This window comes from Actinomadura montaniterrae, from assembly GCF_008923365.1.
Classification (GTDB): domain Bacteria; phylum Actinomycetota; class Actinomycetes; order Streptosporangiales; family Streptosporangiaceae; genus Spirillospora; species Spirillospora montaniterrae.
On record NZ_WBMR01000116.1, the window covers coordinates 14,818 to 29,680 of the forward strand.

At 73.6% G+C, this 14,863-nt stretch carries 16 protein-coding genes and 2 pseudogenes; 10 read left to right on the plus strand and 8 right to left on the minus strand.

The features are described from left to right. Positions 1–7 precede the first annotated feature (7 nt). Both F9B16_RS31015 and F9B16_RS31020 read right to left on the minus strand, forming a co-directional pair. Positions 8–940: a PDR/VanB family oxidoreductase gene (locus F9B16_RS31015; protein WP_225992082.1), complete on the minus strand. Its 933-nt coding sequence runs from the start codon at positions 938–940 to the stop codon at positions 8–10. Between the two features lie 334 nt (positions 941–1,274). Then, entirely contained in the window at positions 1,275–1,580 is a 306-nt protein-coding gene (locus F9B16_RS31020) for a hypothetical protein (RefSeq protein WP_151543769.1), read from the minus strand. Positions 1,581–1,693: 113 nt separating this feature from the next. Here F9B16_RS31020 and F9B16_RS54225 point away from each other — a divergent pair. Both F9B16_RS54225 and F9B16_RS31025 read left to right on the plus strand, forming a co-directional pair. Further along, a pseudogene (locus F9B16_RS54225) lies at positions 1,694–1,976 on the plus strand (zinc-binding dehydrogenase); the annotation flags it as partial. 521 nt (positions 1,977–2,497) lie between these two features. Next, positions 2,498–2,839, plus strand: coding sequence for an MmcQ/YjbR family DNA-binding protein (locus F9B16_RS31025; protein WP_151543770.1), 342 nt, complete (start codon positions 2,498–2,500; stop codon positions 2,837–2,839). A gap of 123 nt (positions 2,840–2,962) precedes the next feature. Here F9B16_RS31025 and F9B16_RS31030 read toward each other — a convergent pair whose 3' ends face one another. Both F9B16_RS31030 and F9B16_RS31035 read right to left on the minus strand, forming a co-directional pair. After that, positions 2,963–3,868, minus strand: a complete 906-nt coding sequence (locus tag F9B16_RS31030; protein WP_151543771.1) for a hypothetical protein — start codon at positions 3,866–3,868, stop codon at positions 2,963–2,965. 77 nt (positions 3,869–3,945) lie between these two features. Continuing rightward, positions 3,946–5,337 (minus strand): MFS transporter, encoded by a 1,392-nt coding sequence (locus tag F9B16_RS31035; RefSeq protein WP_151543772.1) that lies wholly within the window; start codon positions 5,335–5,337, stop codon positions 3,946–3,948. An 88-nt stretch (positions 5,338–5,425) separates the two neighbouring features. Here F9B16_RS31035 and F9B16_RS31040 point away from each other — a divergent pair, with 88 nt between their 5' ends. Then, entirely contained in the window at positions 5,426–6,106 is a 681-nt protein-coding gene (locus tag F9B16_RS31040) for a TetR/AcrR family transcriptional regulator C-terminal domain-containing protein (protein WP_151543773.1), read from the plus strand. Positions 6,107–6,229: 123 nt separating this feature from the next. Here F9B16_RS31040 and F9B16_RS31045 read toward each other — a convergent pair whose 3' ends face one another. Further along, the gene (locus F9B16_RS31045) at positions 6,230–6,994 is read right to left on the minus strand and encodes an alpha/beta hydrolase (protein ID WP_225992083.1); all 765 of its coding nucleotides are present in this window, start codon (positions 6,992–6,994) and stop codon (positions 6,230–6,232) included. 155 nt (positions 6,995–7,149) lie between these two features. Between F9B16_RS31045 and F9B16_RS31050 the strand changes: the two genes are divergently transcribed. The 3 genes from F9B16_RS31050 (at position 7,150) to F9B16_RS31060 (ending at position 9,192) form a co-directional block, all read left to right on the plus strand. After that, positions 7,150–7,515 (plus strand): hypothetical protein, encoded by a 366-nt coding sequence (locus F9B16_RS31050; RefSeq protein ID WP_151543775.1) that lies wholly within the window; start codon positions 7,150–7,152, stop codon positions 7,513–7,515. Positions 7,516–7,583: 68 nt separating this feature from the next. After that, on the plus strand, positions 7,584–8,231 hold the full coding sequence (locus F9B16_RS31055; protein WP_151543776.1) for a hypothetical protein: 648 nt from the start codon (positions 7,584–7,586) through the stop codon (positions 8,229–8,231). Positions 8,232–8,280: 49 nt separating this feature from the next. Next, a complete protein-coding gene (locus F9B16_RS31060; RefSeq protein ID WP_151543777.1) occupies positions 8,281–9,192 on the plus strand; it encodes an LLM class F420-dependent oxidoreductase in 912 nt (303 codons plus the stop codon). A 12-nt stretch (positions 9,193–9,204) separates the two neighbouring features. Here F9B16_RS31060 and F9B16_RS31065 read toward each other — a convergent pair whose 3' ends face one another. After that, the gene (locus F9B16_RS31065; RefSeq protein WP_151543778.1) at positions 9,205–9,582 is read right to left on the minus strand and encodes a VOC family protein; all 378 of its coding nucleotides are present in this window, start codon (positions 9,580–9,582) and stop codon (positions 9,205–9,207) included. Continuing rightward, a complete protein-coding gene (locus tag F9B16_RS31070) occupies positions 9,579–10,220 on the minus strand; it encodes a TetR/AcrR family transcriptional regulator (protein WP_225992084.1) in 642 nt (213 codons plus the stop codon). Before F9B16_RS31070 ends, F9B16_RS31065 begins: the two co-directional genes overlap by 4 nt. Before the next feature lie 276 nt (positions 10,221–10,496). Here F9B16_RS31070 and F9B16_RS31075 point away from each other — a divergent pair, with 276 nt between their 5' ends. The 4 genes from F9B16_RS31075 to F9B16_RS31090 all read left to right on the plus strand — a co-directional run bounded on the left by F9B16_RS31075 (position 10,497) and on the right by F9B16_RS31090 (position 14,107). After that, a complete protein-coding gene (locus F9B16_RS31075; protein WP_225992085.1) occupies positions 10,497–11,414 on the plus strand; it encodes an ABC transporter substrate-binding protein in 918 nt (305 codons plus the stop codon). 133 nt (positions 11,415–11,547) lie between these two features. Next, on the plus strand, positions 11,548–12,576 hold the full coding sequence (locus F9B16_RS31080) for a FecCD family ABC transporter permease (protein WP_151543783.1): 1,029 nt from the start codon (positions 11,548–11,550) through the stop codon (positions 12,574–12,576). After that, a complete protein-coding gene (locus tag F9B16_RS31085) occupies positions 12,573–13,343 on the plus strand; it encodes an ABC transporter ATP-binding protein (protein ID WP_151543780.1) in 771 nt (256 codons plus the stop codon). The genes F9B16_RS31080 and F9B16_RS31085 overlap by 4 nt, the downstream gene beginning before the upstream one ends. Positions 13,344–13,345: 2 nt before the next feature. Beyond that, the gene (locus tag F9B16_RS31090) at positions 13,346–14,107 is read left to right on the plus strand and encodes an adenosylcobinamide amidohydrolase (protein ID WP_151543784.1); all 762 of its coding nucleotides are present in this window, start codon (positions 13,346–13,348) and stop codon (positions 14,105–14,107) included. A 133-nt stretch (positions 14,108–14,240) separates the two neighbouring features. On the opposite strand, the pseudogene F9B16_RS51335 reads toward F9B16_RS31090, so the two are convergent. Then, positions 14,241–14,863: pseudogene (locus tag F9B16_RS51335) on the minus strand (hypothetical protein); the annotation flags it as partial.

Sequence of the window (14,863 nt, forward strand, 5' to 3'; positions counted from 1 at the left end):
TCGCCGATCAGAGCTCCAGGACGAGGCGCGTCCCCCGGGCGCGGGACACGCAGATCATCATGAACCCGCCGTCGGCGCGCTCCTCGTCGGTGAGCACGGAGTCCCGGTGGTCCGGCTCGCCGTCCAGGACGGGCGTCTCGCACGTCCCGCACGTCCCCTCGCGGCACGACGACAGGACCGCGACGCCCGCCTCCTCGACCGTCTCCAGAATGGACCGCCCCGCCTCGACCTTCACCGTCCGGCCGCTCAGCGCCAGCTCGACCTCGAACGCCTCGTCCGGCCCGCTGACGGGCTTCGGCGCGAAACGCTCGGTGCGCAACTCCCCCCGGGCGCACCGCTCCTCGACCGCCGCCAGCATCGGCTCCGGCCCGCAGCAGTAGACGAGCGTGCCCTCCTTCAATTCAGACAGCACGGCATCGAGATCGGGCAGCCCGTACTCGTCCTGCGGGCGCACTTCGACCCGCTCCCCGTAACGGCCCAGATCGTCGAGGAACGCCATCGCTGCGCGCCGCCGTCCGCCGTACACGAGCCGCCAGTCCGCACCCGCCGCCTCCGCCGCGGCCACCATCGGCAGGATCGGCGTGATGCCGATGCCCCCGGCCAGGAACAGGTAGCCGGGCGCGTCCTCCAAAGCGAAGTGGTTGCGCGGACCGCGCGTGACGAGCCTGTCGCCGACGTTCACCCGCTCATGGACGAACGTCGATCCTGGCCCTTCCTTCAGCACGCCGAGCCGCCACGTCCGGTCGTCGGCCGGGTCGCCGCACAGCGAGTACTGCCGCACGAGCCCGTCCGGCATCACCAGGTCGACGTGCGCACCGGGCCGCCACGACGGCAACACGCCCCCGTCCGCGGCACCCAACGCCAACCCCACGACGCCCTCCGCGAGGTCCGCCTTCTCCCGGACGACGACCTCAGTCTCGCCGCCGCTCTCCTCAGTCACGCGCCCCCCTCTCCTAGGCGCCCCGACCATCCCCCCTCCCGACGCCCCACACCACCCCAACTTCCACCAAACGGAAGCCCTCCCCCACCCCCCGGCCAGACGACCACCAGGACCACCCCAAACCGCAAGCAGTGCGCCCACGGAGCGCCAAGAACACCCCAGGCCAGCCGCACATTGAAGAGGCATGCGCTGCAGATCGGCGCACCGAGGCGGTCGTACGACGACGCGACGAGCTCTGCGCCCACCCCCACCGCAGGGCCGCACGCCCCACAGCCCCGCACGCCCCACAGGCCCCGCCAGCCCGCAAGCCCCGCCAGCCCCGTAGGCCCCACCTCTAGCACGCCCCGCAGCCCAGAGGGTCCCGCGAACCAGAGGACACCCTGCGCTTCAAAGCGCATCGCAAGGCGACGGCACCGCGGGCCACCAAACACCGCGCCCCAGCGGCACTCGCGCCAGTCACGCCGGCCGCCACGGTCACGCCGAGCGCCACCGTCACCCCGAGCGCCACCGTCACGCCGACCGCCACCGTCACCCCGACCGCCACCGTCACCCCGACCGCCACCGTCACCCCGACCGCCACCGTCACCCCGACCGCCACCGTCACCCCGACCGCCACCGTCACCCCGACCGCCACCGTCACGCCGACCGCCACGGTCGCGGCGGCCGACGCCGGGGCCAGCAGCCTCGACAGCCCATACCGTTCGAGGGCGTCCAGCGACCGGGTCCGCAGCGCGGGTCGTTGGCGCGCCTCATGTGGTGAGAAGCGGGGTGCTGCATGAGCTCACCGGCCTCGCGGGCGGCGCCGACCACGTCATCACGATCGCTGACTTCGCCAGCGCGTAGGAGCACGGCCTGCGGTTCAGCCGCGGGGACGCCGGACGCCCGTCCACATGCTCGGTGAGATCGGCGAGCTGCTAGAGGTCGGACGCTTCTCGGTCACGGTCGCGCGGACCTCCCCCTCACCGATGTCGCCGAAGCCCACCGCACCGGCGAGGACAGCCAGATGCGCGGGAACCTCTTGCTGAGGGTCGCCTGATACGCCCGCGATGCCCCTCCACGACCACGCCCAGTGCCGTCCTTCGTCTCGCTTGGCCGGTGGGGTCCCGGCTTCGGAGGGATCGTCGAGAGGCTGGCGGCGGGTGAGTTGTGGAGGCCGATCCGGCAGGTGGCTTCGAAAGCAGCGGTCCGGCTACCAGGCGAAGCCCTCGCTGGTACAGCGACCCGACGCGCAGCCCTCACTGGCAAAGCAACCGGAAGCGCAGTCCTCGCTGGCAAGGCGACCTGCAGTGGAGCCTTCGCTGGTGAGGCGGCTGGGTGGTGTTTGCGGCGGTCGCTTTCGTAGCGGCGTCGGGGCGTACGGCAGTTATTGGCTGAGTTTCGGCGGTCGCGGTGGGCGCGGTTCGATGTTCTCCCCGTCTGTTCGTGTGTCGGATGAATCTGCCGCTCCTTTTTCGCCGCCGGCAGCGCTTACGTCTGCTGCTGCCAGCGCAGACTTGCTGCGTCGGGGTGAGTTGTAGGCTCCTTTCACGGTGGTTCATCGCGGAGAAGGGCGGACGGATGGACGTTCTGGAGCGGCTCCGGGAGATCTGCATGGGGATGCCGGAGGCGACCGAGAAGCCGTTCGGCGGTCACACATCGCCCTCCTTCCGTGTTCGCGACAAGTTGTTCGTGATGACCAGCGAGGACGGCTCGTCCATGATGTTCAAGGCGGGCCCGGGGGTGCAGGAGGCGCTGGTCTCTGAGGGCCCGGAGCGGTTCTTCGTTCCGAAGTACGTCGGCGTCAAAGGGTGGGTCGGCGCCCGTCTGGACGTCGAGCAGGACTGGGACGAGCTCGCGGAACTCATCGAAGACAGCTACCGCCTGATCGCTCCCAAGCGTCTTTCCGCCCTGCTGGACTGAAGCGCCAGCCCGCGGGCAAAGCGACCGCGAGCGAAGCGACGGCGAGCAAAGCGACCGCGGCCGGATCGGACGCGCACCAGCGCGGGCGCCAGGCCAGCGCGGGCGTGAGGTCGGGGTGGGGGTTCAGTGGGGGTGGCGGGAGAGGGAGTTTAGGCGGGTGGTGATGCGGGTCATGGTGGTGTCGTCGGGATTCCAGCCGCGTTGGAGGAGTGCGGTCAGGAGTGCCTCCAGGTAGGGGGCGGGGCGGGACAGGAAGAGTTTGGTGACGGGGATGATCTGCCAGCTCATCTCCTTGCGGAGCCAGCGGCGGCGGCTTTCGTCGTGGGCGCGGGCGGCGCGGCCGGTGTGGTGGCGCTCACCGTCGTACTCGATGCCGACGCGGTACTCCTCGTAGCCGAGGTCGATGTAGAGGCAGCGGTCGTGCGGGCCGGCGACGGGCACCTGGGTGCGGGGGCGCGGGAAGCCGGCGTCGACGACGGCGGTGCGGACCCAGCTCTCGCCGGGGGAGGCCGCGCCACGGTCACCGAGGCGCAGGAGTTCGCGCAGCCGCCTGTTGCCGTGGTAGCCGGGCAGCGTGCGGGCCATGGCCTTGAGTTCATCGGTGTCGACTCCGTTCCGGAGGAATTGGTCCAGTGCGGCGACCGCCTGGGAGCGCGGAAGCCACCGCGTGCAGTCGAGGGCCGTCCGGGCGCGGGAGGTGACGCGTACGCCGGACTGCTCCCGGACGTGGCCGGGCGGAAGGTCCACGTGGTCGGGAAGGGGCGGGCCCGTGGCGCATTCGGCCGGTGCTGGGGTGATCAGTTCGACGTCCCAGTCGGTCTCGTTCACGCCGGGCGGGAGGACGTCGATGCCCCAGATCCAGGCGGCGGTGCGGCGGGCGATGACCGCGTCCGGCGGGAGGAGGCTGCTGAGGGCCGCGGCGCGGGCGGTGAGGGAGGTGCCGGTGCCGGGGGTGAAGTAGACGCCGGGGCCGACGGGGACGGCCGGGCCGCCGGGCGTCCTTTTCCAGGTGATGCCGAATCCGTTCATGTTCACCGATGATGCCGATCCCGCCGGCGCCCCGTAAGGGGCTCGCGAAAATGTGGATAACCTCCTATCAGTGCAGGTCAGAGCCGTTTGCGGGGGAGGAGTATCGCGGTGAGGACGGCTCCGCTGAACGCGACGGCGGACGCCGTGGCGAAGAGGGCGTCCAGCCCGTCGGTGAACACCCGGTGGCGGCTCAGCACGGCCCCGTACACCGCGATCCCCACGGCGGATCCGACCTGCATGACGGTGTTGTTGACGCCGGACGCCATGCCGAGCCGGGACCGGTCCGCGACGTCCACGGCGAGGCCGCCGAGGGTCGGCAGCGCGATCCCGCAGGCGAGGCCGGCGAGCGCCATGCCGGGGACGAGGTGGGTCCAGGACGAGCCGGGTGCGAGCCCGTGCATGAGCAGGATCGCGAGGGCGAGGAGCGCCAGCGAGCCCGAGACGAGCGGTCCCTTGGGGAGGCGGTCCATGACGGCGCCGGCGATCGGGCCGGCGACGAGGATGGGGACGACGAGGGGCAGGAAGCACAGCCCGGTCTTGAGCGCCGAGAACCCGAGCTGGTCCTGGAACCACAGCGACACGTAGATGAGCAGGGCGAACACGCTCGCCTGGACGGTGAACGACCCGATCTGCGTGCCGCTGAACGCGCGGTCCCGGAAGAGCGGAAGGTCGAGCATCGGGTGGGTCAGGCGGTTCTCCACGGCGAGGAACGCCACCAGGGCCACCGCCGACGCGCCGAGGACGAGCCCGGTCCGAGCGCTCCCCCACCCATGGTCCTCGACCCGCAGCAGGCCGAAGACCAGCAGGGAGAGGGAGACGGCGAGCAGGAACGGCCCGGCGAGGTCGATGCGCCGCCGTTCGGGGGCGGTCTCCTCGCGCGGCAGCGAGCGGGCTCCCATGGCCAGGGTGGCGACGCCGATCGGCACGTTGACCAGGAAGACCCAGCGCCAGCCGATCCCGGAGACGAGCGCGCCGCCGACGACGGGGCCGAGGACGACGGCGAGCCCGGCGGCGGTGCCGCGGACGCCGAACGCGACGCCGCGGGCCTGCCCCGTGTAGCACTGCGCGATGAGCGCGAGCGTGGTCGCGAACATGAGCGCGCCCGCGAGCCCTTGGACGGCGCGGGCCGCGATGAGGGTCGCGGCGGTGGGCGCGAGGCCGCAGGCGAGGGACGCGAGGGCGAACAGCGTGACGCCCGCGAGGAAGGAGCGGCGCCGTCCCCAGCGGTCGGCGAACGCTCCGGCGGTGAGCTGGGAGGCGGCCATCGCCATCGTGTACGCGTTCATGACCCATTGCAGGTCGCCGAGGCCGGCGTGCAGGTCGTGGCGCATGTCGGGGATGGCGACGGTCACCACCGTCGCGTCCAGCATGAGCATGAAGACGGCGGCGACGATCGCCGCCAGGGGCCACCATCCGTTCTCCGCGTCCTGGTGGCCGGCGATCTCCGCGGCCGGTCTCTGGTCGACCATGCGACTCCTTCCCTAGCACCGTTAGAGGGAATCTAACACCGATAGGGATAACCTTGCACTGCTAGATTGGAGCCATGGTGATGCTCTGATGGCCGGCCGGGACTACGGCTTCGCGCGCGGCGAGGAGACGTCCGCGGCACCGCGGCTGGACCGCGCGGAGATCGTCCGGGCGGCCCTGCGGCTGCTGGACGAGGACGGGTTCGACGCGTTCAGCATGCGCCGGCTCGCCACGGCGCTCGACATCAAGTCGCCGTCGCTGTACTGGCATGTCAGCGGCAAGGACGAGCTGTTCGACCTGCTCGTCGACACCGTCGTCGGCAAGTGCCCGCTACCGGACGGCGACGGCGGTAAGCCTTGGGACGAGCGGCTCATCGAGATCGGCCTCGATCTCCGCCGCGTCCTGCTGGCGCATCCGGCGGCGACGCGCCTGCTGCCGGGCCGTCTCCCGTTCGGCCCCAACGGGCTGCGCCTCGCCGACCACGTGATCGGGCTGCTGCGCCGCGCGGGTTTCGACGACCGCATGGCGGGCTACGGGTACCTGCTCCTGATGTTCTACGTGACGGGGTTCGCCGTCCAGGAGATCGCGTTCGGCAAGGGGCCCGACAACGGGGAGCGGCTCGCGGAGGTGTCCCGCTACCTGGAGGGCCTGCCCGCCGACCGCTTCCCCGACCTGGTGGCGGTCGCGGGCGAGCTCCTCGCCCCGCGCCTCACCGACCGCTTCGAGTTCGGTCTCCGGAGCCTCGTCGACGGCCTCGAGGAGAAACGCTGACCGCCGCGCCGGCGTGAACCGGGCGCGTCAGAGCGCCGCGCCGGCGTGAACCGGGCGCGTCAGAGCGCCGCGCCGGCGTGAACCGGGCGCGTCAGAGCGCCGCGCCGGCGTGAACCGGGCGCGTCAGAGCGCCGCGTCGGGGCGCATCACGGTGGCGGACGAGGCCGCCCAGGCGCCGATGCGGTGGATGAGGTCCGGGGTCGCGGCGACCTCCGCGTGCCCGAAGCCCGGTTCGATCCACAGCTCCTTCGGGTCGCGCGCCGCGTCGAACAGCTGCCGCCCGTGCTCGGTGGGGAAGAACGCGTCGGCGTCCCCGTGGACGATCAGCAGCGGCACGGGGGCGATGCGCGCGGCGACCTCGTGCGGCGCCTCCGGGACGGGGTCCCAGCCCTTCGCGGCGATGCGCGTCCCGCGCGCGAGGCGGACGGCGAGGCGTCCGAGGGGCCGTTCGATGACCCAGTGGACGCGGCGCATGGGGACGGTGTCGCGGTAGTACCAGCGGGCGGGCGCGCTGACCGAGACCACGGCGTCGACGGCGCCGTGCAGCGCGGCGTGCCGGATGGCGACGGCGCCGCCCAGCGAGAAGCCCGCGACGGCGACGCGCCGGTAACCCCGGACGCGGGCCGCGGCGACGGCGGCGTGCACGTCGAGGACCTCCAGGTCGCCGACCGTGGAGTGCCCGCCGGACCGTCCGTGGCCGCGCAGGTCCAGGGCGAGGACGCCGCCGTAGCGGTGCAGCACCGCGCCGATGCGGCGCAGCGCGGGCTGCCGCCAGGAGCAGGTGAAACCGTGCGCGAGCACGAAGCAGAGGTCGCCGTCCCCGCCGAGGTGTCCTGCGTCGATCCGCACGCCGTCGGCGGCCTGAAGCGTCACGGGTTCCGGAGTCACCACCCCTCCATGATCGGTCATCGCGCTCCGCGCGGCCATCCGGCCCCCCGGTGACAAGTGCGGCGGGTGGGGCTGAACGTGCAGGTGGGTGGGTAGGTAGCCGGTGTGTCGGGGGCGCTGGGGGAGCCACGGGCTCGCGGGTCGGAATGGCCGGTATGGGCGGCGAAGACCGCGCGCTGCGCCTGACGGCGCGCGAGGGGCCGCGGCGGAAGGCGGGGGCCTGGGCGGGCGATCGGGCCCCGGAGGTCCGGGCGAACGAGCCGCGGGCCGTCGAGGTGTCGCGTTCGCGTGCCGGGCGTTCGCCGCGGCGCGGCGCCGGCGAGTACGCGCTGCGGTCCGTGCTGTCCTCCGCGTGGGCTCACGACAGGGCGGCGGCGATGCTGGAGGACATGGCGACCGTCCATCCCGAGGAGGCGCTGGCGCATCTGGAGTCGGCCGAGCGGCACCGCCGGTGGGCCGAGATCGACCGGGACCTGGCGGAGCGCTACGGGCCGCGGCATCAGGATCCGGACGGTTTGTGACGGCCGCCGCGGGGATGCGAGGGTGGGGCAACGGCACTCATGGGCGACCGCAGGCGAAGGATGGGGACATGACCGTCGATCCGGATGCTCTGGGGACGACGCGCCGCTCGCTGCACGGGGTCGCGGAGCTGCTGCTCGCGGGCCCGCAGCACCGCGCGAGCGGGACGATCCGGCTGCGCGTGGCGGAGGGCGGGTTCGGGACCGTGCAGGCGCCGGAGCTGCGGGTGGCCGGCACCGGGCTCGTCGCGGGCGACAGGACGATCCCGCTGAACGGCGCGACGTGCGGGGAGCTGGCCGCGGCGGCGGGGATCGAGGCGGGCGCGCCGCAGGACCTCTACAAGGACGGCAGCGGAGTCGGGCTGGACGAGACGCTCGGTGTCGACGCGGGCGCCGCGGCCCACCTCGAGGAGTGCTTCGCCCGCGGTCACGAGGCGCTGGTCCGTCTCGCGCCGGAGATCGCGCCCGTGCTGTGGCCTGAGCATTTCGACCTGGGCCTCACGCTGGACGAGGTCAATTACGGCATATCCCCCGGCGACGGTTTCCTCGGCGAGCCGTACGCGTACGCGGGCCCGTGGAAGCCCAGGCAAGGGGCGTTCTGGAACGCCCCGTTCGGCGCGGCGCGGCCCGTCCGGCTGCTGCCCGGCGCGACGGCGCTGCACGACTTCTTCAGGGAGGCGCGGGACCGGGCCGCGCACGACCCCGCACGGCGGCCCTGACCACGCTCTGTGCCAAGATCGGGACAGGACGCAGACCAGGGAGGTCCTCGTGCGCATCGGTGTTTCCCTCGGCGAGCGCGGCGGTCCCGACGCGCTGGACAAGCTGGCCGACGATCTGCGGCGCGCCGCCGACGACGGCTTCGCCTCGGCGTGGATGTCGAACATCTTCGGCGTGGACGCGCTGACCGCGCTCGCGGTGGCGGGAAGCCGGGTGCCGGGCATCGAGCTGGGGACCGCCGTGGTGCCGACGTATCCGCGGCACCCGGCGGCGCTGGCCCAGCAGGTGCGGACGGTGGCGCTCGCCCTCGGCGAGGGACGGCTGACGCTCGGCATCGGCCTGTCGCACAAGGTCGTCATCGAGGACATGTTCGGGTACGACTTCAGGCGTCCCCTGCGCCACATGGACGAATACCTCTCGGTACTGCTGCCGCTGCTCGACCATCGGACGGCGTCGTTCACCGGCGAGACCCTGCGCGGGCAGATCGGGCTGACCGTCCCGAACGAGGGCCGGGTCCCGGTGCTGCTCGCGGCGCTCGGGCCCAAGATGCTGCGGCTCGCCGCCGAGCGCACCGACGGGACCGTCCTGTGGATGACGGGTCCCGCCACCGTCCGCGACCACATCGCGCCGACCATCACCGCGGCGGCCGAAACGGCGGGACGTCCCGCTCCCCGGATCGTCTGCGTCCTGCCGGTGTGCGTCACCGGCGATGCCGGGCGGGCGCGCGAACGCGCGGCGAAGGCGTTCGAGGTGTACGGGACGCTGCCGTCCTACCGGGCGATGATGGACCGGGAGGGTGCCGAGGGCCCCGCCGACCTCGCGATCATCGGCGACGAGGACGCGGTCGGCGCGCGGCTGGAGGAGCTGGCCGCGGCGGGGGTCACCGACTTCGTGGCGGGCGAGTTCATGCCCGGCGAGGACCGGACCCGCACCCGCGCGTTCCTGAAGTCGCTCGCGTCCTGACAAGGCCCGGCGTCAGGACGAGATGAGCTCGTAGAGGTTGCCGCTGGAGTCGGAGAAGTACAGGCCGCGGGCGCCGAGCGGGTGCGCGGTGTCGATGCGGCCGTTGTCGGGGTGGGCGGGCTGGTCGCCGTAGGGGATCTCGCGGGCGTCGAGGCGGTCGACGACCGCGTCGAACGTGGCGGCGTCCACGTCGAAGGCCAGGTGGTGGCCCTGCGGGTAGGCGACGGTGAGGAAGTCGAGGGTGAGCCCGTCGTTGACCTTGATCGGCACGAAGTGGCGGGCGTGCGGGTGCGGCCCGGCGTAGGTCAGGCCCATGACGCCCGCGAAGAAGCGGGCGGCCTCGTCGTTGTCGGCGGCGGTGACGATGGTGTGGTTGAGCGTGATGGTCATTCGGGGCTCCCTTCGGGGGTCGTGCCGGTGAGCGCGCCGTGCAGGAAGACGTCCAGGTACTCCTCGAGCGAGGGCGCCGGGGTCTCGGGGCCGGTGGGCGGGCGGCTCCAGGTGAAGACCAGGCCCATGAACATCCCGGCGGTCTCCTCGACCGACAGCCGGAGGCGGTCGCGGTCGGGCTCGAAGAGCTCGGCGAGCGCGCCCCGCGTGCGGGCCATGGCGGACGCGCGGTCGATCGCGGCGTCGGCCGCCTCGCCGCCGCCGTGCGAGCCGCGGTCGCGGCGGCCGGTGGCGTGCAGGGCGCCGAGGACCATGCCCATGCGGCCGAGGTAGGCCTGGATCGCGGCGGTGGCCTCGGCGAGCCGGCCGGCCAGCGGCTGGTCGAGCGGGATCTCCTGGATCTCGGCGAGGACGTGGTCGGTGCGCAGCGCCTCCATGACGCAGGCGTCGAGCAGCTCGTCCTTGTCGGCGAACACGCGGAAGATCGTCGCCTCGCCGATGCCGGCGGCGCGGGCGATCTGGCCCGTGGTGACCGCGGTGCCGTGCTCGGCGACGAGCGGCAGCGCCGTCCGGACGATCATCTCGCGGCGCTGCTCGGGACTCATCCCGGGAGCGCGCCGCCTGCTCTTGGCCTCCATGCCCGCCACTGTACGGAGTGAGTACTCACTCCGTCAAGACCGAAGTGAGTGCTCACTCCGATGCGGGAGCGAAACCGGATAAGGCGGCTGATAACGTTGCACTTCAAGCGCGCCCTGGAGCGAAGTCCGGTGCGAACCCGGCGCTGTCCCGCAACTGTGGTGCCCCTGTCGAAGAGGCCGAGCCAGGTCGCCTCCGCGCGCGCCGACGACTCTCGACCTCGTGGAAGGGCGATCCGTCATGACGGGCCGCGGCTTCCCGGCAGCCAGGAGGCTCCTGTGAGACCCGTGCGCGTCCTCGGCGCGGCCATCGTGACCGCCGCCGTGACGCTCGCCGCCGCATGCGGCGGCGACGGCAAGACCACGTCCTCGGACGGCGGCGCGGAGACCGTCACCGTCCAGGCCGGCAACGGCGCGGTGGCCGTTCCCGCCCACCCCAAGCGGATCGTGTCGCTGTCCCCCACGCACACCGAGACCCTGTTCGCCATCGGCGCCGGCTCGCAGGTCGTGGCCGTGGACAGCCTCTCGGACTACCCGTCCGGTGCCCCCCGGACGCAGCTGTCCGCGTTCAAGCCGAACGCCGAGGCGGTCATCAAGTACCGGCCCGACCTCGTCGTGCTGTCCAACGACATGGACGGCATCGTCAAGGCGCTGGAGAAGGTCAAGGTCCCGGTGCTGCTGGAGCCGGCCGCCGCCAAGCTGGACGACGCCTACGACGAGATCACCGACCTGGGACTCGCCACCGGGCACGCCGCCGAGGCCAAGAAGGTCACCGACGGGATGCGCGCCGACATCCAGAAGACCGTCGCCGCGTCCACCAAGGGCAAGGGCCTGACCTACTACCACGAGCTGGACAACCAGCTGCACACCGTGACGTCCCAGACGTTCGCCGGGCAGGTGTACGGCCTGTTCGGGCTCCGCAACGTCGCGGACCCGGCGGACAAGGGCAGCGGCGGCTACCCGCAGCTCTCCCGCGAGTACCTCGTCAAGAAGGACCCAGACCTGATCTTCCTCGCCGACACCAAGTGCTGCGGCCAGAGCGCCGCCGCGCTCGCCAAGCGGCCGGGCTTCCAGGACCTGAAGGCCGTCAAGGACGGCGGCGTGGTGCCGCTGGACGACGACCTCGCCTCCCGCTGGGGCCCCCGCCTGCCGCAGTTCGTGAAGGCCATCGGCGACGCGGTGCAGAAGACGCGTTGACCGCCGCCCCGACGAGCCCCCGCCCGTGACGCCCCCCGACCACGACCCGCCCCCGGCCGTCCCCAAGGACACCAAGGACGCCCCCGGGCACGCCCCCGCACGCCCGAAGGACGTCCCGGCGGCCGGGCCCCGGGTGCGGGGGCGGCTGCGGGCGCTGCCGCTGGCGGTGGCGCTGGTCCTGCTGGCGGCGACGCTGCTGGCGGGCCTGGTGGTGGGCGCGGCCGGGCTGCCCGTTTCGGGGATCCTGGAGGCGCTCGCCGACCGGATCCCGTTCGTGCACGTCGACAGCGGCTTCAGCGTCGTCGACGAGAACGTCCTGTTCCAGCTGCGGGTGCCGAGGGTGCTGATGGCGGCGCTGGTCGGCGGGATGCTGTCGATGGCCGGCGCGGGATACCAGGGGGTGTTCCGCAACCCGCTGGCCGATCCGTACCTGCTCGGCGCGGCGGCGGGCGCGGGCGTCGGGGCGACGCTGGTGATCGTGCTGGTGCCGGGCGACCCGGGGTACGGGGTGCCGCTGGCGGCGTTCGCGGGCGCGATCCTCGGGGTCGCGATGGCGTACGCGCTGGGCAGCGCGGCGGGGCGCGGGAACCGGGCGGCGACGCTGGTGCTGGCGGGGGTGGCGGTGTCGTCGTTCCTGTCGGCGGTGCAGACGTTCGTCCAGCAGGTGAAGGCGGAGGAGCTGCAGCGGATCTACTCGTGGATCCTCGGCGGCGTCGGTTCGGCGGACTGGCACCAGCTGGCGCTCGTCGCGCCGTACTCGCTGGTCTCGACGGTGGTGCTGCTCGCGCACGGGCGGCTGCTGGACGTGCTGAGCGTCGGCGACGAGGAGGCGGCGTCGCTCGGACTGTCGGCGGCGCGTGTCAGGCTGACGGTGCTGCTGGCGGCGTCGCTGGCGACGGCGAGCGCGGTGGCGGTGAGCGGGCTGATCGGGTTCGTCGGGATCGTGGTGCCGCACGCGGTGCGGCGGCTGGCGGGCGGGTCGTACCGGGTGGTGCTGCCGCTGTCGCTGCTCGGCGGGGCGGCGTTCCTGGAGCTGGCCGACCTGGTGGCCCGGACGGTGATCGCGCCGGGCGAGCTGCCGCTCGGCGTGGTGACGGCGTTCGTCGGGGGGCCGTTCTTCGTGGCGGTGCTGCGGGCGAGCCGCCGGCAGGTGGAGACGTGACGGTCGCGGTGCGGGGCCTCGACGTGGCGCTGGGCGGGCGTCCGGTGCTGAAGGGCGTGTCGCTGGAGGTCCCGGCGGGGTCGTGGACGGCGGTGATCGGGCCGAACGGGGCGGGGAAGTCGACGCTGCTGCGGGCGGTGCTCGGGCTGCTGCCGTGCGCGGGCGAGATCGCGGTGGCGGGCGCGGACCTGTCGGCGCTGAAGCCGCGGCAGCGCGCGCGGCTGGTGGCGTACGCCCCGCAGAGCCCGAACCTTCCGGTCGGGATGACGGTGTTCGACTACACGCTGCTGGGCCGGTCCCCTTACATCCCGCATCTGGGCCGCGAGAGCGCGCGCGACCGGACCATCGCGGGCGAGGTCCTCGACCGCCTCGACCTGACCGGGCTCGCGGACCGTCCGCTCGACCATCTGTCCGGCGGGGAGCGGCAGCGCGTGGTGCTGGCGCGCGCGCTGGCGCAGCAGACGTCGGTGCTGCTGCTGGACGAGCCGACGACGGCGCTCGACATCGGCCACCAGCAGCAGGTGATGGAGCTGATCGACCAGCTCCGGCTGTCGGACGGGCTGACCGTCGTGACGACGATCCACGACCTGACGCTCGCCGGGCAGTACGCCGACGACCTGGTGCTGCTGTCGGGCGGCCGGGTCGCGGCGGCGGGGGCGCCCGGCGAGGTGCTGACCAGGGCGGCGATCCAGGAGCACTTCGACGCCCGCGTGCACGTCCTTCCCGGGCCGGACGGCCGGCCCCTGCTGTCGCTGGAGCGTCCGTGAACATCGAGCTGGTCTGGCGGGACGAGGACGGCGCGCGGCTCGCCGCGACGGTGTGGCGCGCGGGCGGCGGGTGGCGGGCGGTGTCGTCGGCGATGCTCGGCGGCGGGATCGGGCCGCTGAACTGGGTGCTGAACGCGCAGGTCCGCGGACGGTACGCGCGGACGGACCCGGTCGTCCATCTGACGGAGCTGGCCGCGTCGCTGGGGCTGGACGGCCCGGGTGTCGGCATGCTGACGGCCGCGTCCGTGGCCCGGACGATGCGGCGCGAGGACGGCGGCGTCGCCGTCTCGGCGACGGTCGGGCTGCGCGTGCCGACGTGGGCGGCGGCGCCCGAGGGGGCCGCCGACCCGGAGCTGGCGCCGCTCCACCTCGACGTGCCGCCGCCGTCGCACGAACCCGCTCCCCCGCGATCCGCGCCACCACGATCCGCGCCACCACGATCCGTGCCACCACGACCCGCGCCTCCGCGGCCCGGGACGATCAACATCGTCGTCGCGGTGCCGGTCGCGTTGAGCGATGCCGCGCTGGTGAACGCCGTGGTCACCGCGACGGAGGCCAAGACGCAGGCGCTCCTGGAGGCGGGCTACCCCTGCACGGGCACCGCGTCGGACGCGATCTGCGTGGCGGCGCCGACGTCGGGCGAGCAGGAGCCGTTCGCGGGCCCCCGCTCGACGTGGGGCGCCCGGATCGCGCGCGCCGTGCACGCGGCGGTCCGCGCGGGCGCCGAGGACTACACCGAGTACCTGCGAACCAGCCGGCCCTAGCCAGGCATATCACCCTGATACTGGCGTACCGGCCGCCCCACCACCCCGGTGCGGTGCGGGCGGCCGGTTCAGGGCCAGTGCCTTGGGGTGAAGGGCCTCACCTCCTCCTCGTCGTCGGTACGCCGGCCGATGATCAGCCGGCGTGGGGAAGGCGGTGGCCGTTGACCGCGAGCGGGTCGGTGCCGTCCAGCGAGGACCCGTTCGACCGCGAGGACCCGTTCGGCGACGACCCGTTCAGGGACGACCCGTTCAGCGGGGGCAGCGGGTGCAGGCCGGTCGGGGGCTCCCGGTCGGCGGCGGGCCGGCCGCCCGGCCGCGGGTCCGCCGGGCGGGTGAGCGCGTCGACGCGGCGGCGGGCGCGGTCGGCCTCGGCGCGCGCGGCGTCCCGTTCGGCGGTGAGGGTCTGGACGGCGGCGCGCAGCTCCTCGTTGGCGCGCGACAGGTCCCAGTTGCGCTCCTCGAGCTCGCGGGCGCGCGCCTGGATCTGGTCGCGGTCGGCGACGGCCTGGCCGCGCTGGGTCTCGGCGTCGCGGACGGCCGCGCGCAGGTCGTCGGCGGCGCGCCGGGCGGCGGCGGCCTCGATCCGCTGCCCCTCGACGACGGTCTCGGTCTCCGACAGCCGGCCGTGCAGGCCGACGAGCTCGGTCCGGGCGGTCTCGAGCGCGGCGAGCAGCTCGCCCTCGCGGGAGGCGATCCGGTCGCGCTCGCGTTCGGCGGCGAGCTGGGCGGCGACGGCGGCGTCCGCGGTGTCCTTGG